The sequence below is a fragment of the Armatimonadota bacterium genome (genome assembly GCA_035527535.1).
GTDB lineage: Bacteria > Armatimonadota > Hebobacteria.
Window position 1 is genome coordinate 28657 of the sequence record DATLAK010000084.1, and the last position, 16497, is coordinate 45153.

The window sequence follows — 16497 nt, forward strand, 5'->3', positions numbered from 1 at the left end:
GATGGCGCGCGCGTTCATCGGCATCGGCTCCAATATCGCCCCCGAGCGGAACCTGCGCGCCGCGCTGCGCCGGCTCGCCCGCGACGCGCGCGTGATGGGTGTTTCGACGGTCTATCGCACGGCGCCGGTGGGCCGCCCCGAGCAGCCGCCGTTCTATAACTGCGTGGTCGAGATCGAGACCGGGTTGGCGCCGGCGCAGGTGCGGAGCGCCTTGCGCGGCATCGAGCAGGAACTGGGCCGCCGCCGCGGCGCCGACCGGTACGCGCCGCGCGCCATAGACCTGGACCTGCTGCTGTACGATGACCTGGTGATGGCGAACGCCGAGCTGGTGCTGCCGGATCCGCAAATCGCGCAGCGCCCGTTCCTGGCGCTGCCGCTGTACGAGCTGGCGCCGGAGCTGGTGCTGCCCGATAGCGGGGATCCCATTCGGGAGGTCGCCGCCGCCATGGCAGCCCACGACATGCAGCCGCTGCCGGAGTACACGCGGCTTCTGCGAGAGGGTATCGCCCATGAATCGTGACAAGGTCGAGCGACTGGTGAGAGAGCTGCTGGCCGAAATCGGCGAGGACCCCGAGCGCGAGGGCCTGGTCAAGACCCCGCGGCGCGTCGCCGCCGCGCTCGAGTTCTTGACCGCGGGCTATGGCGCCGACCTCAAGACCATCATCGCCGGCGCGGTCTTCACCCAGCAGACCAACAACATGGTCATCCTGCGCGACATCGAGCTCTACAGCCTGTGCGAGCACCACCTGCTGCCGTTCTTCGGGCGCTGCCACATCGGCTACATCGCCCGCGGCAAGGTCTTCGGCATCAGCAAGCTGGCGCGGCTGGTGGACGCCTACGCGCGGCGGCTGCAGATCCAGGAGCGCCTGACCGAGCAGGTCGCACGGGCGGTGATGGAGGGCATCGGCGCCGAGGGCGTGGGCGTCATCATCGAGGCGCGGCACCTGTGCATGATGATGCGCGGGGTGGAGAAGCAGAACTCGCTGATGATCACCTCCTCGGTGCTGGGGAGCTTCCACGACTCCGCCGCCACCCGCAGTGAGTTCATGTCGCTCATCGGCAGAGCCCATATCTGACCGCAGCGGGGCGCCGCCCCGCCGCCTATATCTATTCATCACCATCCGGGGAAGCGAGGACCCATGAGACCCGATCAAGCGCAACTCGATGAACGCTGCATCAATACCATTCGCTTTCTCGCCGTGGACGCCGTGGAGAAGGCTAACTCCGGTCACCCGGGGGCGCCCATGGGAGTAGCGCCGGTGGCCTATACCCTGTGGGACCGCTTCCTGAAGTACAACCCCCGCAACCCCGATTGGCCGGACCGCGACCGCTTCGTCCTGTCCATGGGCCATGCCTCGATGCTGATCTACTCGCTGCTGCACCTGACCGGCTACGACCTGTCCCTGGACGACCTCAAGCAGTTCCGCCAGTGGAAGAGCAGGACCCCCGGGCATTCCGAGTACGGCCCCACCCCCGGCGTCGAGGTCACCACCGGCCCCCTGGGCCAGGGCTTCGGGCACGCCGTCGGCATGGCCATCGCCGAGCGCTGGCTCGCCTGCCGCTACAATCGGCCCGGTCACGAGATCATCAACCATCACACTTATGTCCTCGCCTCCGACGGCGACATGGAGGAGGGCGTCTCCAGCGAGGCCGCGAGTCTGGCCGGCACCCTGCGCCTGGGCAAGCTCATCGTCCTCTACGACGACAACGACATTTCCATCGAGGGCGACACCGGCATCGCCTTCCGCGAGGACGTGGGCGCGCGCTTCGCGGCCTACGGCTGGCAGGTGTTGGGGCCGCTCGACGGCAATGACCTGGCGGCGGTGGAAGCGGCGATCCGTGAGGCGCAGGCGCAAGCCGAGCGGCCGTCGCTGGTCGTGTGCCGCACCGTCATCGGCTACGGCAGCCCCCAGCAGGGCACGGCCAAGGTCCACGGCGAGCCCCTGGGCGCCGACGGCGTGAAGGCGGCGAAGGACACCCTCGGCTGGCCGCAGGAGCCGGCCTTCCTGGTGCCGGAGGAGGTGGCGGCCCACATGGGCCGGGCGGTGGTGCGCGGCGAAGCGGCCGAGCAGGAATGGCGGCGGCGCCTGACCGCATACCGCGACGCCTACCCGGAGCCGGCCGCGCAGATCGAGCGGCAGTTGCAGGGTGAGCTGCCTGATGGGTGGGACTCGGACCTGGAGGGTCTTTTCCCGCCGGGTACCAAGCCCATCGCCACCCGCAGCGCCTCGGGCAAGGTCATCAACGCGCTGGCGCCGCGGGTCCCGGCGTTGATCGGCGGCTCCGCCGACTTGGCCCCCAGCACCAAGACGCTGATGGACGGCGAAGGGGACTTCAGCCCCGAGGATCACTGCGGGCGCAACCTGCACTTCGGGGTGCGCGAGCACGCCATGGGCTCCATCGCCGGGGGCATGGCGCGCCACGGGGGAACCATCCCCTATACCGCCACCTTCCTCATCTTCTCCGACTACATGCGCCCGCCCATGCGCCTGGCGGCGCTGATGGGGGTGCGCGTCGTGTACGTCTTCACCCACGACAGCATCGGCCTCGGCGAGGACGGACCCACCCACCAGCCGGTCGAGCAGTTGATGGGCCTGCGCACCGTGCCCAACCTGACGGTGATCCGCCCCGCCGACGCCACCGAGACCGCCGAGGCCTGGCGCGCCGCGTTGCACAACACCTCGGGGCCGACCGCGCTCGCGCTGACGCGGCAGAACGTGGCGGTGCTCGATCGCACTCGCTTCGCCCCGGCGGCGGGCTTGCAGCGCGGGGGATACACGCTGTGGCAGTCCGCCGATGGCCAACCGGAGGTCATCCTTATCGGCACCGGCTCCGAGGTGCACATCGCCCTGCAGGCGGGGGAAGACCTGGCAGCCGAAGGTATCCGCGCGCGCGTGGTATCCCTGCCCAGTTGGGAGCTGTTCGACCGCCAGCCGGAGAGCTACCGCGAGCGCGTGCTGCCGGCGGCGGTGCGGGCGCGGGTGGCGGTGGAGGCGGGCGTCACCCTGGGATGGGAGCGCTACGTCGGCCTGGAGGGCGCGGTCATCGGGGTGGACCGCTTCGGCGCCAGCGCGCCCTACGAGGCCATCTATCAGCATTTCGGCATTACGGCGCAGGCGGTGGCGGCGGCGGCCAAGTCGCTGCTGGGTGGCACCGGCTCTTAGCCTGTGACCTCAGGGCCGAGCCTGTCAACCGGGGGGAACGGGAGAATGAACCTCGACCGTGACGAGTTGAAGCGGCAGGCGGCGGAGCGCGCCGTCGAGTATGTGGAGCCGGGGATGGTGGTGGGGCTGGGCCACGGCAGCACCGCCGCGTGGGCGGCGCGGCGGCTGGCGGAGCTGCTGCGTGCGGGCAAGCTGCGCGATATCCTGGGGGTGCCGTGCTCGTCCCAGGTCGAGCAGGAGGCGCGCGCGCTTGGCCTCCCCTTGACCTCGCTCGACGACCACCCCGAGGTGGACTTGACGATTGACGGCGCCGACGAGGTGGACCCGCACCTGAACCTCATCAAGGGCGGCGGCGGGGCGCTGCTGCGCGAGAAGATCGTCGCCCAGGCCAGCGCGAGAGAGATCATCGTCGTGGACGAGTCCAAGCTTTCGCCGGCGCTGGGGACGCGCTCACCGCTGCCGGTGGAGGTCGTTCCCTTCGGCTGGCACGCCCAGCGCGCATACTTGGAATCGCTGGGCGCGCGGGTGACGGTGCGGCGCGGCGACTACGGGCGCGCCTTCAGCAGCGACCACGGCAATCTGATCCTGGACTGCGATTTCGGCCCCATCGCCGAGCCCGCCGAACTGGCGAAGCGCCTCCAGGCGCGCGCCGGCATCGTGGAGCATGGGCTGTTCCTGGGGTTGGCGACGGAGGTCATCGTCGCCACCGCGGGGGGTCTACGCCACCTGCGCCAGGAGGATTAGCGGCGCGGCCGGCGATGATGGGCCGGGGCCGGATGGGCGCCAACATGCTCCGCCGCGAATCATCCTCCCCGGCTCGCCGGGGAGGCGCTCGCTATGACAGTAGGGGCGCATGGCCATGCGCCCCTACTCGTGCGCATCGGGGAAAAGTGGCAGCCCCTAGGCGTCGCAGCCCCGACCAGTCGGGGTCGCGGAGCGACTTAGCCACTTGGCGACCTCGCCCGCATAGGGCCGCGCGTCGGCGGAAACGCGGTTTCGTCGCGCGCACCCGGCGCACCTCTTTCCGGGGGGAGGGCGCAGGAGTTGAGGCGGGGGCGGAGAATGCCGACGACAGATCGGGCGAGGGCTGCGACATGATTGACATTCATCTTCATGTGGGACGGCTGTATCTGGAGCCGCCGCTGCGCCCGTCCTACCTGCTGAACTTCATGGACCGCCACGGGATCGAGAAAGCAGCGCTGCTGCCGATGGAGAACCCGGAGCAGACCTATTTCTACGTCACGACCGCGGAGGTGCTGCGGGTTTGCCGCCGCCACCCCGATCGGTTCATCCCGTTCTGCAATGTTGATCCGCGGCGGTGGGCCGGCGACCGGTCCACGGACTTTGCGAGCGTGCTCAACGAATACCGGGAACGCGGATGTCGAGGATTCGGCGAGGGCATCTGCGGTCTCCCCATAGACGACCCCCGGCTGTGCGCCATCTACGAGATCTGCGGCCGCCTGGGGATGCCCGTAATCCTCGATCTCACCGCCCAAACCAACATTGACGAGCAGGGCCTGCCGCGTTTCGAGAAGATGCTGCGCGACCTGCCGGCGACGGTGTTCCTCGGTCACGGGGCGCATTTCTGGGCTGAGATCTCCGGCGATGTCACGCCGCGGGACTTCAGCGCCTATCCCGGCGGGAAAGTCGCGGCGGGCGGCGCGGCGCCGAGGCTGCTGGAACGCCATCCCAATCTCTACGGCGATCTCTCGGCGAACAGCGGCTACAACGCCCTGACCCGCGACCCCGAGTTCGGCTACCGATTCCTGGAGGCGTTCCAGGGCAAGCTGATCTTGGGCACCGACCTGTGCCACGCGGGCCAGCAGGCGCCGATCATTCCGTACCTCAAGGACGCCCTGGCGCAGGGGAGAATCTCTCGCGCCGCGTTCGACCAAATCACCCGCACCAACGCGGAGCGCATACTCGGACTGTGAGCGCGTAGCGCTGCGGGGGCACAACCGAGTTGCTCTGGTTTCCGGGCCGCAGACGCCCGCCGAAGGCGGGCCCGGTGAGGGTGCAGTCTACCGCCCAGCCCGAAGTTCGGCGGAAACGCCCCATGCCGGCCGTGCTTGCCGCAAGCGAGAGGAGACAGACCCGTGAGACTGAAGAGCAAGCAGGTTTTCATACCCTCGCCCGGGCCGGGCGCGCTGGTGTATGGAAACTCGTTCTATACGCGCCGCGACGGGGTCGAGAAAATGGCGGTGCGCATGGTGGAGACTCGCAGCGATCTCATGGACGCCGTGGAAATCGCGTTCTCCCGCGACAACGGCAGAACCTGGTCCGCATGGGAAGCCCGCGACTGTGTCGCGCAAACGCCCCAAGGCCTTCACCGCCGCGTGCCGGCCCCGGGGTTCGTGGACCCCGAAACCGATCGCCTGATCACGATTGTGCTGGAGGGGACGCTGCCGACCGACGACCCCCTCGAGGGAATGACCACCTACTACCTGAGCTACCAGGTTTCGACCGACGGCGGGCGCACCAACCAGGTTGACGAGCAGATCATCCAGCAGGGCGACTACGCGCCGGAACATCCCCTCGACGGCGTGTGGGTCGGGAAGAATGCCATCATAACCGGGTCCCGCCCGTATTTCCGCAGCCGCGACGGCAGGCTGCTTTTCCCCATGCAGGTGACGCCCCTCGGCCCTGACGGCGAATACTGGAATCCCGGCGGCGGGGCGACTTATACCGAGGCGGTGGTATTGATCGGCGCCTGGCGCGAAGGGTTGAGGATGAGGTGGGAGGTCTCGCAGCGCGTGGCCCTCGAGCCGGCGAAATCCACCCGCGGCGCCATCGAGCCGACCGTGGCCGAGATGCCCGACGGCCGCCTGCTCATGGTCATGCGCGGCAGCAATGACGCCAATCTCGCGCTGCCCGGGTGCAAGTGGTATGCCGTTTCCACTGACGGCGGTTGCGCCTGGAGCGCGCCGCAGCCGTGGACTTATGACGACGGCGGCGGCTTCTATTCGCCCAGCAGCATCTCGCTGCTCCTGCGCCACTCCAACGGCCGCTGCTACTGGCTCGGCAACATCACGCCCGACAACCCGCGCGGCAACCAGCCCCGGTATCCCCTCATCATCGGCGAGGTTGACCGCGCCAATCTGCTGCTCATCAGGGACCGCGTGGTGGTGGTTGATGATCGCCGGCCGCATGACGATCCGTCGCTGCAACTGTCGAACTTCGACGCGCACGAGGATCGCGAGAACGGCGACATCATCCTGCATGTGAGCCGGTTCGATGCGAACGCGTGGCACGGCGATGCGTACCTCTATCGGTTAGCGCCGGAGTAGCGACGATCCGCGAAGGCCCGCCCCGGTCAGAGTCATCGTTCTCACAATAACGGAGCTCCAGGGCAGCGCCTCCCTTCCGTTGCCCCTGCGCAGCTTGTGTGCTATGATAGCGGCGCCTGGCTTATCGGATCCCGGGGAGGTCGCGCTTGCGCGCATCTGAGCTGCTATTTCCAACGCTGCGGGAGGTGCCGACCGACGCCGAGCTGCCGAGCCACCGGCTGCTCCTGCGCGGCGGGTTCATCCGCAAACTGGTGGCAGGGGTGTACTCCTACCTGCCGCTGGGCTGGCGAGTCCTGCGCAAGGTCGAGGCCATCGTGCGCGAGGAGATGGACCGCGCCGGGGCGCAGGAGCTGCTGCTGCCGGCGCTGCATCCGCAGGAGCTGTGGCAGCAAAGCGGGCGGGCCGGGCGTGAGGACTTGCTGCGCCTCACCGACCGCGGCGAGCGCGATTTCATCCTCGGCGCCACCCACGAGGAGGCCATTACCGACCTCGTGCGCCAGGACGTCGGCTCCTATCGCGATCTGCCCTTCATTCTCTACCAGATCCAGACCAAGTTCCGCGACGAGCCGCGTCCCCGCGGGGGGCTCATCCGCGCGCGCGAGTTCATCATGAAGGATGCCTACAGCTTCGACCGCGACCACGCCGGCATGAACGCGGCGTACGACCGCATGGAGGCCGCCTACGAGCGCGTGTTCGCGCGCTGCGGGCTCCAATATGTCAAGGTTGACGCCGAGGCGGTGTCCATGGGCGGGGTCGAGGCCAAGGAGTTCATGCTGCCGTCCCCCAGCGGCGAGGACCTGGTCTTCATCTGCCCGTCGTGCGGCTACGCCGCCAGCGGGGACATGGCGGAGTACGCGGCGCCCCAGGACGGGGGGGTGCCACATGCCGCGCCCGCGTTGGAGAAGGTCTCCACCCCCGGCATGAAGACGGTGGACGAGGTCACCGCCTTCCTCGGGGTGGAGAGTGCGCGGCTCATCAAGACGCTGATCTACCGCGTCGGCGGCAAGCCGGTGGCGGTGCTGGTGCGGGGAGACCGCGACCTCAACCAGGCCAAGCTGTCGCACGCGGTCAACGCGACCGACATTGCGCTGGCGGAGGCGGCGCTGGTGCGCGAGGCAACCGGCGCGGCCGTCGGTTTCGCCGGGCCGGTGGGGCTGAAGCAGATGACCATCATCGCCGACCACGAGCTGCGGGGCGGCGCCAACTACGTCACCGGCGCCAACGAGGACGACGCCCACCTGGTCAACGTCAACCCCGGTCGTGACTTCTCCGTTGACCAGTGGGCGAGCCTGCGCCTGGTCACCGGCGGCGACCCCTGCCCGCGCTGCCGCGCGCCGCTGGAGGAGCGCCGCGCCATCGAGCTCGGCCACATCTTCAAGCTGGGAACCTACTACAGCGACCGCCTCAACGCTCTCTATCGCGCCGAAGACGGCTCGTCGCGTCCCGTGGTCATGGGCTGCTACGGCATCGGCGTCAGCCGCATCGTCGCCGCCGCCATCGAGCAGGGGCATGATGACAACGGCATCATCTGGCCCCTGGGCATCGCCCCCTTCCACTGCGCGGTGGTGATCGTCAACCTCAAGGATCAGGCGCAGCGCGACCTGGGTGAGGAAATCCATCGGAGACTGGACGAAGCCGGCGTCGAAGTGCTGCTGGACGACCGCGACCAGAGCCCGGGGGTCAAGTTCAAGGACCTCGATCTCATCGGCATCCCCCTGCAGGTGGTGGCGGGCAAGCGCGCGGGCGAGGGTCTGGCCGAGGTGCGCCGGCGAGGGCACCGGGGCGCCGAGTTCAAGCAGGCGCAGGCGGCTGCCGCCTGGGTGCAGGAGCAGCTTGCGGAGGCCGGGATGCGATCGTGAGGTCGCGTCCCGGAGGGCCGCTGATTGCTCCCGCACCGCGAGGTAAGCGAGCATGTTCCTATCGGGGCTGTCAACGCCGGAAGTGCTGGCCAAGCTCCTGATCGCGGTGGTGCTGGGGGGCGCCGTGGGCTGGGAGCGGGAAACCCTCGACCGGCCGGCCGGGTTTCGCACCCACGTGCTGGTATGCGTAGGCTCCGCGGTTTACATGATGGTGTCGGAGTCAATGGTAGCCACCTACGCCCATGCCGACCCCGGGCGCATCGCGGCCCAGGTGGCCAGCGGCATGGGCTTCCTGGGGGCGGGAACCATCCTGCGCCATGGCAACATCGTCCGCGGGCTGACCACCGCCGCCAGCCTGTGGACCGTCGCCGCGATCGGGCTGTGCATCGCCCACGGCGGCCAGACGCTGGTGGTGGCGGTGCTCGCTTCGGTGATGGTGCTGCTGACGCTGACGCTGCTGGGGCGGGTCGAGAAGGGCATCGTCAGCAAGCGTCAGTATCGCCTGGCGCTCATCCGCGCCCCGCAGGTGCGCCGCTTTCTGCCCCAGGTAAAGGCGGTCCTAGATAGCCTCGGCGCGCGCATCCAATCGGTGGAGGTGGTGCCGAACCTCGAGCAGGGCCAGGAGGATATGAGCCTGGTCGTGCGCCTGCCCCCGGGGGTGACCACGGAGATGATTACCCTCGACCTCATGTCGGTCGAGGGGCTCTCTGCCATCCAGTGGGAATAGCCGCGTTCACCCCCGTTGGCGGCGCGCCCGCCCGTCCTTTACAATGGCGAGTGATCGGGCTATAATCACGCCGAAGTGGGCGGTTAGTTCAGTAGGAGAACATCTGCTTGACACGCAGAAGGTCGTAGGTGCGATTCCTACACCGCCCACCACCAAACATGTTGTCCATCACCACGATTACGACAACCTACGCGTAGCGCGTCGGCTCGTCCAGCAGCGCGCTGCGTGATTTCGCCTCCCGGCAACGGGGGGCATTTTAGTTGCGGGGGAGCCGGACACGGGCGGGGCGCCCATGCTCCATTCCGGAGGGACTCATGAGCATTATCATCGAAGTGGATCAGACCCAGGCGGGGAAGCAAACCATCGCCGAGTGGCTGCAAACTCGCGACCAGGGGAATGTGGCACCCCGACCGATCGGGGTGTCCCCTCTGGCACAGCAGGCGGTCGCAGCGCGCGCGGACGGCGCGTTGCTCGACCTGACCGCCCCGCTGCCGGCAAGCGACCGCCTGGAGATCCTGACCTTCGAGGATGAAGCGGGGCGCGAGGTCTATCACCACTCGACCAGCCACATCATGGCGCAGGCGGTCACCCAGCTCTTCCCCGACGCGCACCTGGCTATCGGCCCCGCCATCGCCGAGGGCTTCTACTACGACTTCGACCTGTCACACAAGTTCGTGCCCGAGGATCTGGAGCGCATTGAGGACGAAATGCGGCGCATCATCGCCGCCGACCTGCCCTTCGCGCGCGAGGAGATGGCCCGCGATGCCGCCGTCGGCTTCTTCAAGGAGCGCGGCGAGGACTACAAGGTCGAGCTGCTGCAGGAGATCGCCGATGACCGCGTCAGCATCTACCGCGACGGCGATTTCGTGGACCTGTGCCGCGGGCCGCATCTGCCCTCCACCGGGCGCGTCGGCGCGGTCAAGCTGCTCAGCATCGCCGGGGCCTACTGGCGCGGCGACGAGCGCCGCCCTCAGCTCCAGCGCATCTACGGCGTCAGCTTCCCCACCCAGGAGCAGCTCGACGAGTTCCTGCGCCTGCGCGAGCAGGCGGCCCTGCGCGACCACCGCCGCCTGGGCAAAGAGCTCGACTTGTTCTCGATCCCCGAGGAGCTGGGCGGTGGGCTGGTGCTGTGGCATCCCAAGGGCGCGTTGGTGCGCTACCTGATCGAAGAGTTCTGGCGCCGCGAGCACTACCAGCGCGGCTACCAATTGGTGTTCTCGCCGCATATCGCGCGCGCCCACCTGTGGGAAACCAGCGGCCACCTCAGCTTCTACAAGGAGGGCATGTACGGCCCGCTGATGATTGACGAGGACGAGTACCGCCTCAAGCCCATGAACTGCCCCTTCCACTTGCTCATCTATAAGAGCCGGATGCGCAGCTATCGCGATCTGCCGATCCGCTATGCCGAGCTGGGCACCGTCTATCGCTACGAGCGCTCCGGGGTGCTGCATGGCCTGCTGCGCGTGCGCGGGTTCACCCAGGACGACGCGCACATCATCTGCACCCCGGAGCAGATCGGCGACGAAGTGAAGGGCGTGCTCGACCTGACGCTGTTCATGATGAACGCCTTCGGCTACCAGGACTTCGAGGTGGACCTGAGCGTGCGGGATGAGGCCGACCACGCCAAGTACATGGGGTCGGACGAGGACTGGGCGATCGCGGAGAAGTCGCTGACCGCGGCGCTGGACGACAAAGGGGTTACCTATAAGCGCGCGCCGGGCGAGGCGGTGTTCTACGGGCCGAAGATTGACATCAAGCTGCGCGACTCCATGGGGCGGGTGTGGCAGGGGCCGACTATCCAATTCGACTTCAACCTGACCAGTCGCTTCAACATGGAGTACATCGGCGCCGACGGGCAGGCGCACACCCCGCTGATGGTGCACCGCGCGCTGCTGGGCTCCATCGAGCGCTTCTTCGGCGGGCTGGTGGAACACACGGGGGGCGCTTTCCCCGCCTGGCTGGCGCCGGTGCAGGCGGTGGTGCTGCCGATTGCCGAGCGGCATCAGGAATGTGCGCGCGGGGTGCACGAGCGACTGACGGCCGCCGGCTTCCGCGCCGACCTCGATGACCGCAACGAGAGCATGCGCTACAAGATCCGCGAGGCGCAGGTGCAGAAGGTGCCCTACATGCTCGTCGTCGGCGACCGCGAGGCGGAATCGGGGCAGGTCTCCGTCCGCTCCCGCAGCGCGGGCGACCTCGGCGCGCAGGGGCTAGACGAGTTCGTCGCCCACCTGACCGCCGAGGTGGAAAGCAAGGGTTGAACCGCAGAGAACGCGGAGGCCGCGGAGAGGGATATTGAACCGCCGACAAACGCAGACGGACGCCGATGGTAGGGGCGCGATTCATCGCGCCCTCCGGAGCCGGGCACAGCGTACTGTGCCCCTACGTTTCCGCTCCGCGCTCTCTGCGTCTCTGCGGTGAGGCATGAACACCATGACTTGGCCGCGCGCCATACTATTGGATTTCTACGGCACCGTCGTCGAAGAGGACGACGTGGCGATCGCCGCCATTTGCGAGCAGGTGACGAGCGCGTGCGGCAATGACGCGGCCTCGCGCCGGATCGGTTCGTACTGGGGCCGCGCCTTCGCAGACATGTGCCTGCACAGCCACGGGGAGAGCTTCGGAAGTCAGCGGGAATTGGCGGTTGCGTCTTTGCGGGAGACCCTGCTGCATTTCGGGCCGCGTCTCGATGCGGTCACACTGAGTCAATCACAGTGGCGCTACTGGACGCAGCCGGAGCTGTTCCCCGAGAGCAGAGAAGTGCTCGCTAGTTGCGGCGTGCCGATCTGCCTGGTGAGCAACATTGACAACGATGATCTGGCGGCTGCCCTCGCGCACAATGGGTTGTCATTCGACCTGATCGTGACCAGCGAGGACTGCAGAGCCTACAAGCCGCGGCCCGAACCGTTCAGACGTGCTCTTTCCCTGCTGGGGTTGCCGCCGGAGGCGGTATTGCATGTGGGTGATTCTATTGGGGCTGATGTCCGGGGAGCGAAGGCCGAGGGGATTCCTGTGCTCTGGATAAACCGACAAGGGAAGTCTGTGCCGACCGGAGATGATGCCCCCGACTATGCGGCGAGCGACCTGAGCGGGCTTCTCCGCGTGCTGCCCGCAGCTCGTTCCCACCGTCAGGGCTGATCCGCGTCAATCCGCAGCCGCGAATCTCCGCGCCCTCTGCGTCTCTGCGGTGAGCATTGCACATGCGAATCAAGGTCATCGCCTGCGAAGTGCTGTTCCGCGAGGTCTGCCTGTGCGCGGCGCGGTCGCCGCACGTCATTGACCTCGAGTTCCTGCGTCGCGGGCTGCACGACAACCCGGAGACGCTGCGCGCGGAGGTGCAGCAAGCGATAGACGCGACGGACGCCCGTGGGGGCGCGATTCATCGCGCCCATTCACCCCGATGGATCGGGGTGCCACATGTCAAGTACGACGCCATCGCCCTCGGCTACGGCCTATGCAGCAACGGCACGCTGGGCCTGGTCGCGCGTGACACGCCGCTGGTGATCCCGCGCGCCCACGACTGCATCACCTTCTTCCTCGGCTCCAAGGACGCCTATCATCGCCACTTCCACGACGAGCCGGGGACCTATTACTACACCTCCGGCTGGGTGGAGCGCGCCGGCGGCGGCGTCCCGCGCACCCGCGAGGAGGGCGAAGGGCTGCAGATACCCTACGAGGAGTTGGTCGCCAAATACGGCGAGGACAACGCGCAATACCTGTACGAGATCAGCCAGTCGTGGATCAAGAACTACGCGCGGGCGGCGTTCATCGGCCTGGGGCTGGGGCCGCAGGAAGCGCTGCGAGCCGAGGCGCTGCGGGTGGCGCAGGAGCGGTCGTGGGATTTCACCGACCTGCCCGGCGATCTGCGCCTGCTGTGCAAGCTGCTCGACGGCGAATGGGACGAGGCGGAGTTCCTGGTCGTGCCCCCAGGCCATCGGGTGACCCGCGGCGACGAGGCAAGCATTTTGGCCACGGAAGACGCGGATGAGAGCAAACCGCCGATGTACGCCGATTGACGCCGAACGGGAAGGTAGGGGCGCACGGCGTGCGCCCAACGTGGGAGACACCCCCTGGCCTGAATCTGTGCCGACTCTTTCGAACCTCGACGGACCTCGTAGCCTCTACTTCGCTTGCACGAATTCGGCCTGGCCGTCGGCGTAGCCGTAGAGGCGGCCGCCGGGGCGCAGGCCGGGCACGCTCGGGCTGGGCGGCTCGCCAGCGGCGTTGCGCGTGTCCGAGCTGAACTCGTAAAGAACGACCATGTTTGCCGGGTCGGCGATGTCGGAGAGGTTCAGGCCACTCACTGCGACATTCATTGCGTAGCTGTACTTATGCTTCTCCCCTGCGCAGCGCAGCACATCTTCGCTCCGGAGGTACGGCTTGATATCGTCCATCCAGGTAGCTGCATTAGGTAAGCGCCCGTCGTGATCTTTGGCGAACATGCGCAAAGCGAGCATGAGTTGCTGAGCGTTCCTAACCCATGCCTTCAGGGCACCCTGCGCGATTGGATGTGCCCTGCCGCTCCCGACGGTATAGTGCGTCTTGTGTATCTCATCGTTCACTTCGGTCCCCGGCTTGAAGTGAAGCTCGAGGTCCTTGGGCGAAAGCTTCGTGTTCGCATCGAAAGACAGAACGCGCATTTCCCCTATGGTTGTGCTCCCGTCGTCGTTCTTCGTGTGCATCGTCATCCGCGTCGGCAGCCAGGCATGGCCTGCCTTCTTCACCTCCTTCACTCTCTGCTCACCGTGCACCGCGCCACCTACGCGAAAGCTGACAATCCTCGGGATGAAGCCGTGGACATCATCAATCCAGTAGTACACCTGGTGTCCCTTCGCCCAATCCAAGAGGAATCCGAATCCCTTGACCCCGAATTGCGTCTCGGGGCGCGCCCACCGTGCGTGTCCCGACTCAGCCTGCGACTGCAACTCCCGCCAGTGCACAAGGTTAGGACCAGTCCCGCGGATCACCGAAAGAGGGTTGCCCAATTGGAACCCTCTCCAGTCCATGGCGGTTCCAGTCGCATGGAGTACCTTGCCGGTGAGCAAGTCTTCGCCTGACGGCTGCTTCATCTCTTCGGCCTGATGTATCTCCCGACCGTCGGTCCATACGCTCATGCGCGGCATGACGGATTCGGGCGACATCGTGGATTCGAGGTCCTCGAAGTAGACAGTGCTTGGCGCCACATACTTCATAAGGAACTTCTTGCGCATGGTCTGTTGGGGCGCCTCCTGCGTGTATTCCACCTCAGCAGCAAGATGGCGTATGGCTTCGTAGTTTCGCTGCATGCCTGCCGCCCTTATCGCTGCTTCATGCTTGACATTTATGCGGCCACCCGAGCGCGGGTGCGCTGGCGGCGATGCACCATGGTCTCCGACCAACCGCGGCACGCCAACCACCGCTCCGCCCACTACTGCCAAACCAAGCGCGACGTAAATCCCCTTGACCATCAGTCCAGCCTCCTTCCATAGGGTCCAGACACCGTGCAACAAGCCGACAGTCGCTGGAGCCGCGTGGCCGATGCTGTGAGCGATAGCCGGCGCCAGGCTCGGCGGCGCAGCCCCTTGCCCTTGCAGCGCGGTGACGAGGCCCGTAGCGGGCGGCGCCTGTCCCCCGGCGATGATCGCCAGCCCGGCGGCCTCGCTCGGCAGCGCTCGGCGCAGGGATTCCAGCGCGCGCCGCAGTCGAGTCGAGACCGTGCCCACTGGCGCGCGGGTAATGCTCGCGATCTCGCGGTAGCTCAGCCCCTGATCGTAGTAGAGCGATACCGCCTCGCGCTGCTCCGGGCGCAGCCGCGCCACCGCCGCGAGCACCTGCTCATGCTCCAGCCGCGCCATGGCCTGCTCGGCGACCGGCGTACCCCCGGCCGGTTGCTGTTCGTCGAGCGGCTGCTCGGCAAGGTGGGCCTTGCGCGCCCTTTCCCGCCAGAGGTTGGTGGCGATGGCGAAGAGGAAGGGGCCGACCGGCCGGGCGCGGTTGAAGCGTGGCAACGCGCGGTAGAACCGGATAAAGGCCTCCTGGCAGAGGTCTTCGGCTTCCTCGTGGCGGCCGGCAAGGCGCAGGAGATGGCGATACAGCCCATCCTGGTAGCGGCGCACTATGTCGTCGAAGGCACTGCGGTCGCCGTCAAAGGTGCGCCTTATCAGTTCGCGATCATCGGTCATGTCCATCGGCGTTCGTCGGTGTCAGTCGGCGGTTCCAATGGTAGTATGCATTTCGGCGATGGCTTGTTTCACCCGGCGGAGAGAAACTATGGCCGAAGATGGCGCGCAGATGCGGTAGGGGATTCCCCTCGGCGGGCTCGGGGCAGGCTCTCGGTCGTGCGGTCCCCCTCGGAATGACATTCTCAGATCTGCGATCCCAGTGCGCCCGGCCGCGCGCGGGCGGCTTCCTGCAGGGCCGCGGAGATCCACTGCGCCAGGCCCTGGGAGCGACGCGTGCGGCGCGTATCGTAGAAGGCGCGCGCGAGCAGGCGCAGCGCCGGCGCGCCAATCCTGCGCTCGATGCGGTCGAAGGGCACCGCTTCGCCCTCGTGCTCGATCACGTCGGCCAGGATGCACAGCGCCTCCTCGGCGGCGTCGCGCGGGCTCAGATAGCCGATGCGCAGGCTCCGGCCCAGCGCCTGCAGCAGCGGCTTGATCTCCTCGCGTTCCCACAGTTCCGCCGGTCCCACCAGCGCGTGCAAGGTCGCGTGGGCGACGGCGCCGGCCAGGCGCTCCGGCCGCTCCAGATAGGCGGCGCCGAGCACGACCGAGAGCCCGAACCGGTTGACCGTGAAGACTCGCAACAGGTGATAGTGGAAGGTGGCGCGGCCGGGGCGGTACTCGACGCCGAGGGCGTCCTGGTGGCGGACGAGGATGCGCGCGAGATCGAAGGTGCGCAGGGCGTCGGCCAGGCGGCCGTCGAGGTCGAGGCGGATGCCGGTCCAGCGCTCGAGGAAGTCGTTGAGCTGCATGCGCCCGAAGCGCTGGAGGGTGTTGCGCGCCTGGGGGCGCGCGCGCAGGTCGGGCATGGCGGCGAGCGCGTCGGCGGCGGAGTCGGGGCAGGTGCGCGCAACCGCCTGCAGCCACGGCCGCCACAGCGGCTCGATGTGCAGGGGTTCGAGCTGACCGGCGTCGGCGACCTCGAAGCGCCGCGCGAAGTCGGCGAAGGGGTCGTCGTCCGGCACGGGCCACAGCGCTGGTCGGGTGAGGGCGGGCAGGCGCAGTTGCGCCCGGCCGAGCAGGTAGAAACAAAAGTTCAGCCCCTGCCCGACGACGTGGCGCAGGCGGAAATCCAATCGCTCGTCGGACATCATGTGGTCTCGCCCGGTGCAACGGGGGAGAGTCAGGTAGGTACTTAGACCCCGGCGCGCGATTTCCTCTGGCGCGCTGCCGCCGAAGGCACGGACCCGGAGCCCGTGTCGCAGCGCCGCCGGCCTGCGCGCGGGGATACGCGGGTGTGACCGTTCTTGGTTGGGGTGG

General features: G+C 67.6%; 13 protein-coding genes and 1 tRNA gene. 12 read left to right on the forward strand and 2 right to left on the reverse strand.

The genetic code is table 11. The features are described from left to right. The first annotated feature begins 1 nt into the window (after position 1). The 12 genes from folK (at position 2) to VM221_05780 (ending at position 13053) form a co-directional block, all read left to right on the forward strand. On the forward strand, positions 2 to 520 hold the full coding sequence (folK, locus tag VM221_05725; GenBank protein HUT74315.1) for a 2-amino-4-hydroxy-6-hydroxymethyldihydropteridine diphosphokinase: 519 nt from the start codon (positions 2 to 4) through the stop codon (positions 518 to 520). Beyond that, positions 510 to 1076: a GTP cyclohydrolase I FolE gene (folE, locus tag VM221_05730; GenBank protein HUT74316.1), complete on the forward strand. Its 567-nt coding sequence runs from the start codon at positions 510 to 512 to the stop codon at positions 1074 to 1076. The genes folK and folE overlap by 11 nt, the downstream gene beginning before the upstream one ends. 63 nt (positions 1077 to 1139) lie before the next feature. After that, the gene (gene tkt, locus VM221_05735) at positions 1140 to 3164 is read left to right on the forward strand and encodes a transketolase (protein HUT74317.1); all 2025 of its coding nucleotides are present in this window, start codon (positions 1140 to 1142) and stop codon (positions 3162 to 3164) included. 45 nt (positions 3165 to 3209) lie between these two features. Then, complete coding sequence (rpiA, locus tag VM221_05740; protein HUT74318.1) at positions 3210 to 3908, forward strand: ribose-5-phosphate isomerase RpiA; 699 nt, start codon at positions 3210 to 3212, stop codon at positions 3906 to 3908. A gap of 350 nt (positions 3909 to 4258) precedes the next feature. Continuing rightward, positions 4259 to 5098 carry an amidohydrolase family protein gene (locus VM221_05745; GenBank protein ID HUT74319.1) on the forward strand — a complete coding sequence of 280 codons (840 nt, stop codon included), beginning with the start codon at positions 4259 to 4261 and terminating at the stop codon, positions 5096 to 5098. Between the two features lie 162 nt (positions 5099 to 5260). Next, the gene (locus VM221_05750; GenBank protein ID HUT74320.1) at positions 5261 to 6451 is read left to right on the forward strand and encodes a sialidase family protein; all 1191 of its coding nucleotides are present in this window, start codon (positions 5261 to 5263) and stop codon (positions 6449 to 6451) included. Between the two features lie 146 nt (positions 6452 to 6597). Next, positions 6598 to 8310, forward strand: a complete 1713-nt coding sequence (locus tag VM221_05755; protein ID HUT74321.1) for a proline--tRNA ligase — start codon at positions 6598 to 6600, stop codon at positions 8308 to 8310. A 52-nt stretch (positions 8311 to 8362) separates the two neighbouring features. Next, positions 8363 to 9037 carry an MgtC/SapB family protein gene (locus VM221_05760; protein HUT74322.1) on the forward strand — a complete coding sequence of 225 codons (675 nt, stop codon included), beginning with the start codon at positions 8363 to 8365 and terminating at the stop codon, positions 9035 to 9037. Positions 9038 to 9114: 77 nt separating this feature from the next. After that, positions 9115 to 9189, forward strand: a tRNA-Val gene (locus tag VM221_05765). A 162-nt stretch (positions 9190 to 9351) separates the two neighbouring features. Next, positions 9352 to 11298: a threonine--tRNA ligase gene (gene thrS / locus VM221_05770; protein HUT74323.1), complete on the forward strand. Its 1947-nt coding sequence runs from the start codon at positions 9352 to 9354 to the stop codon at positions 11296 to 11298. 163 nt (positions 11299 to 11461) lie between these two features. Then, positions 11462 to 12175: an HAD family hydrolase gene (locus VM221_05775; protein ID HUT74324.1), complete on the forward strand. Its 714-nt coding sequence runs from the start codon at positions 11462 to 11464 to the stop codon at positions 12173 to 12175. Positions 12176 to 12237: 62 nt separating this feature from the next. Next, a complete protein-coding gene (locus VM221_05780; protein ID HUT74325.1) occupies positions 12238 to 13053 on the forward strand; it encodes a DUF1638 domain-containing protein in 816 nt (271 codons plus the stop codon). A 105-nt stretch (positions 13054 to 13158) separates the two neighbouring features. On the opposite strand, the gene VM221_05785 is transcribed toward VM221_05780, so the two are convergent. Both VM221_05785 and VM221_05790 read right to left on the reverse strand, forming a co-directional pair. Continuing rightward, positions 13159 to 15204, reverse strand: coding sequence for a sigma-70 family RNA polymerase sigma factor (locus tag VM221_05785; protein ID HUT74326.1), 2046 nt, complete (start codon positions 15202 to 15204; stop codon positions 13159 to 13161). Positions 15205 to 15380: 176 nt separating this feature from the next. Continuing rightward, positions 15381 to 16331 (reverse strand): hypothetical protein, encoded by a 951-nt coding sequence (locus VM221_05790; GenBank protein ID HUT74327.1) that lies wholly within the window; start codon positions 16329 to 16331, stop codon positions 15381 to 15383. Between the last annotated feature and the right edge of the window lie 166 nt (positions 16332 to 16497).

Excerpts from the sequence above, each read along its gene's own strand:
- tkt (HUT74317.1), top strand. The coding sequence starts at position 1,140 with ATGAGACCCGATCAAGCGCAACTCGATGAACGCTGCATCAATACCATT.
- VM221_05780 (HUT74325.1), top strand. The coding sequence starts at position 12,238 with ATGCGAATCAAGGTCATCGCCTGCGAAGTGCTGTTCCGCGAGGTCTGC.
- folE (HUT74316.1), top strand. The coding sequence starts at position 510 with ATGAATCGTGACAAGGTCGAGCGACTGGTGAGAGAGCTGCTGGCCGAA.
- VM221_05745 (HUT74319.1), top strand. The coding sequence starts at position 4,259 with ATGATTGACATTCATCTTCATGTGGGACGGCTGTATCTGGAGCCGCCG.
- VM221_05785 (HUT74326.1), bottom strand. The coding sequence starts at position 15,204 with ATGGACATGACCGATGATCGCGAACTGATAAGGCGCACCTTTGACGGC.
- folK (HUT74315.1), top strand. The coding sequence starts at position 2 with ATGGCGCGCGCGTTCATCGGCATCGGCTCCAATATCGCCCCCGAGCGG.
- thrS (HUT74323.1), top strand. The coding sequence starts at position 9,352 with ATGAGCATTATCATCGAAGTGGATCAGACCCAGGCGGGGAAGCAAACC.
- VM221_05760 (HUT74322.1), top strand. The coding sequence starts at position 8,363 with ATGTTCCTATCGGGGCTGTCAACGCCGGAAGTGCTGGCCAAGCTCCTG.
- VM221_05790 (HUT74327.1), bottom strand. The coding sequence starts at position 16,331 with ATGATGTCCGACGAGCGATTGGATTTCCGCCTGCGCCACGTCGTCGGG.
- VM221_05775 (HUT74324.1), top strand. The coding sequence starts at position 11,462 with ATGAACACCATGACTTGGCCGCGCGCCATACTATTGGATTTCTACGGC.
- rpiA (HUT74318.1), top strand. The coding sequence starts at position 3,210 with ATGAACCTCGACCGTGACGAGTTGAAGCGGCAGGCGGCGGAGCGCGCC.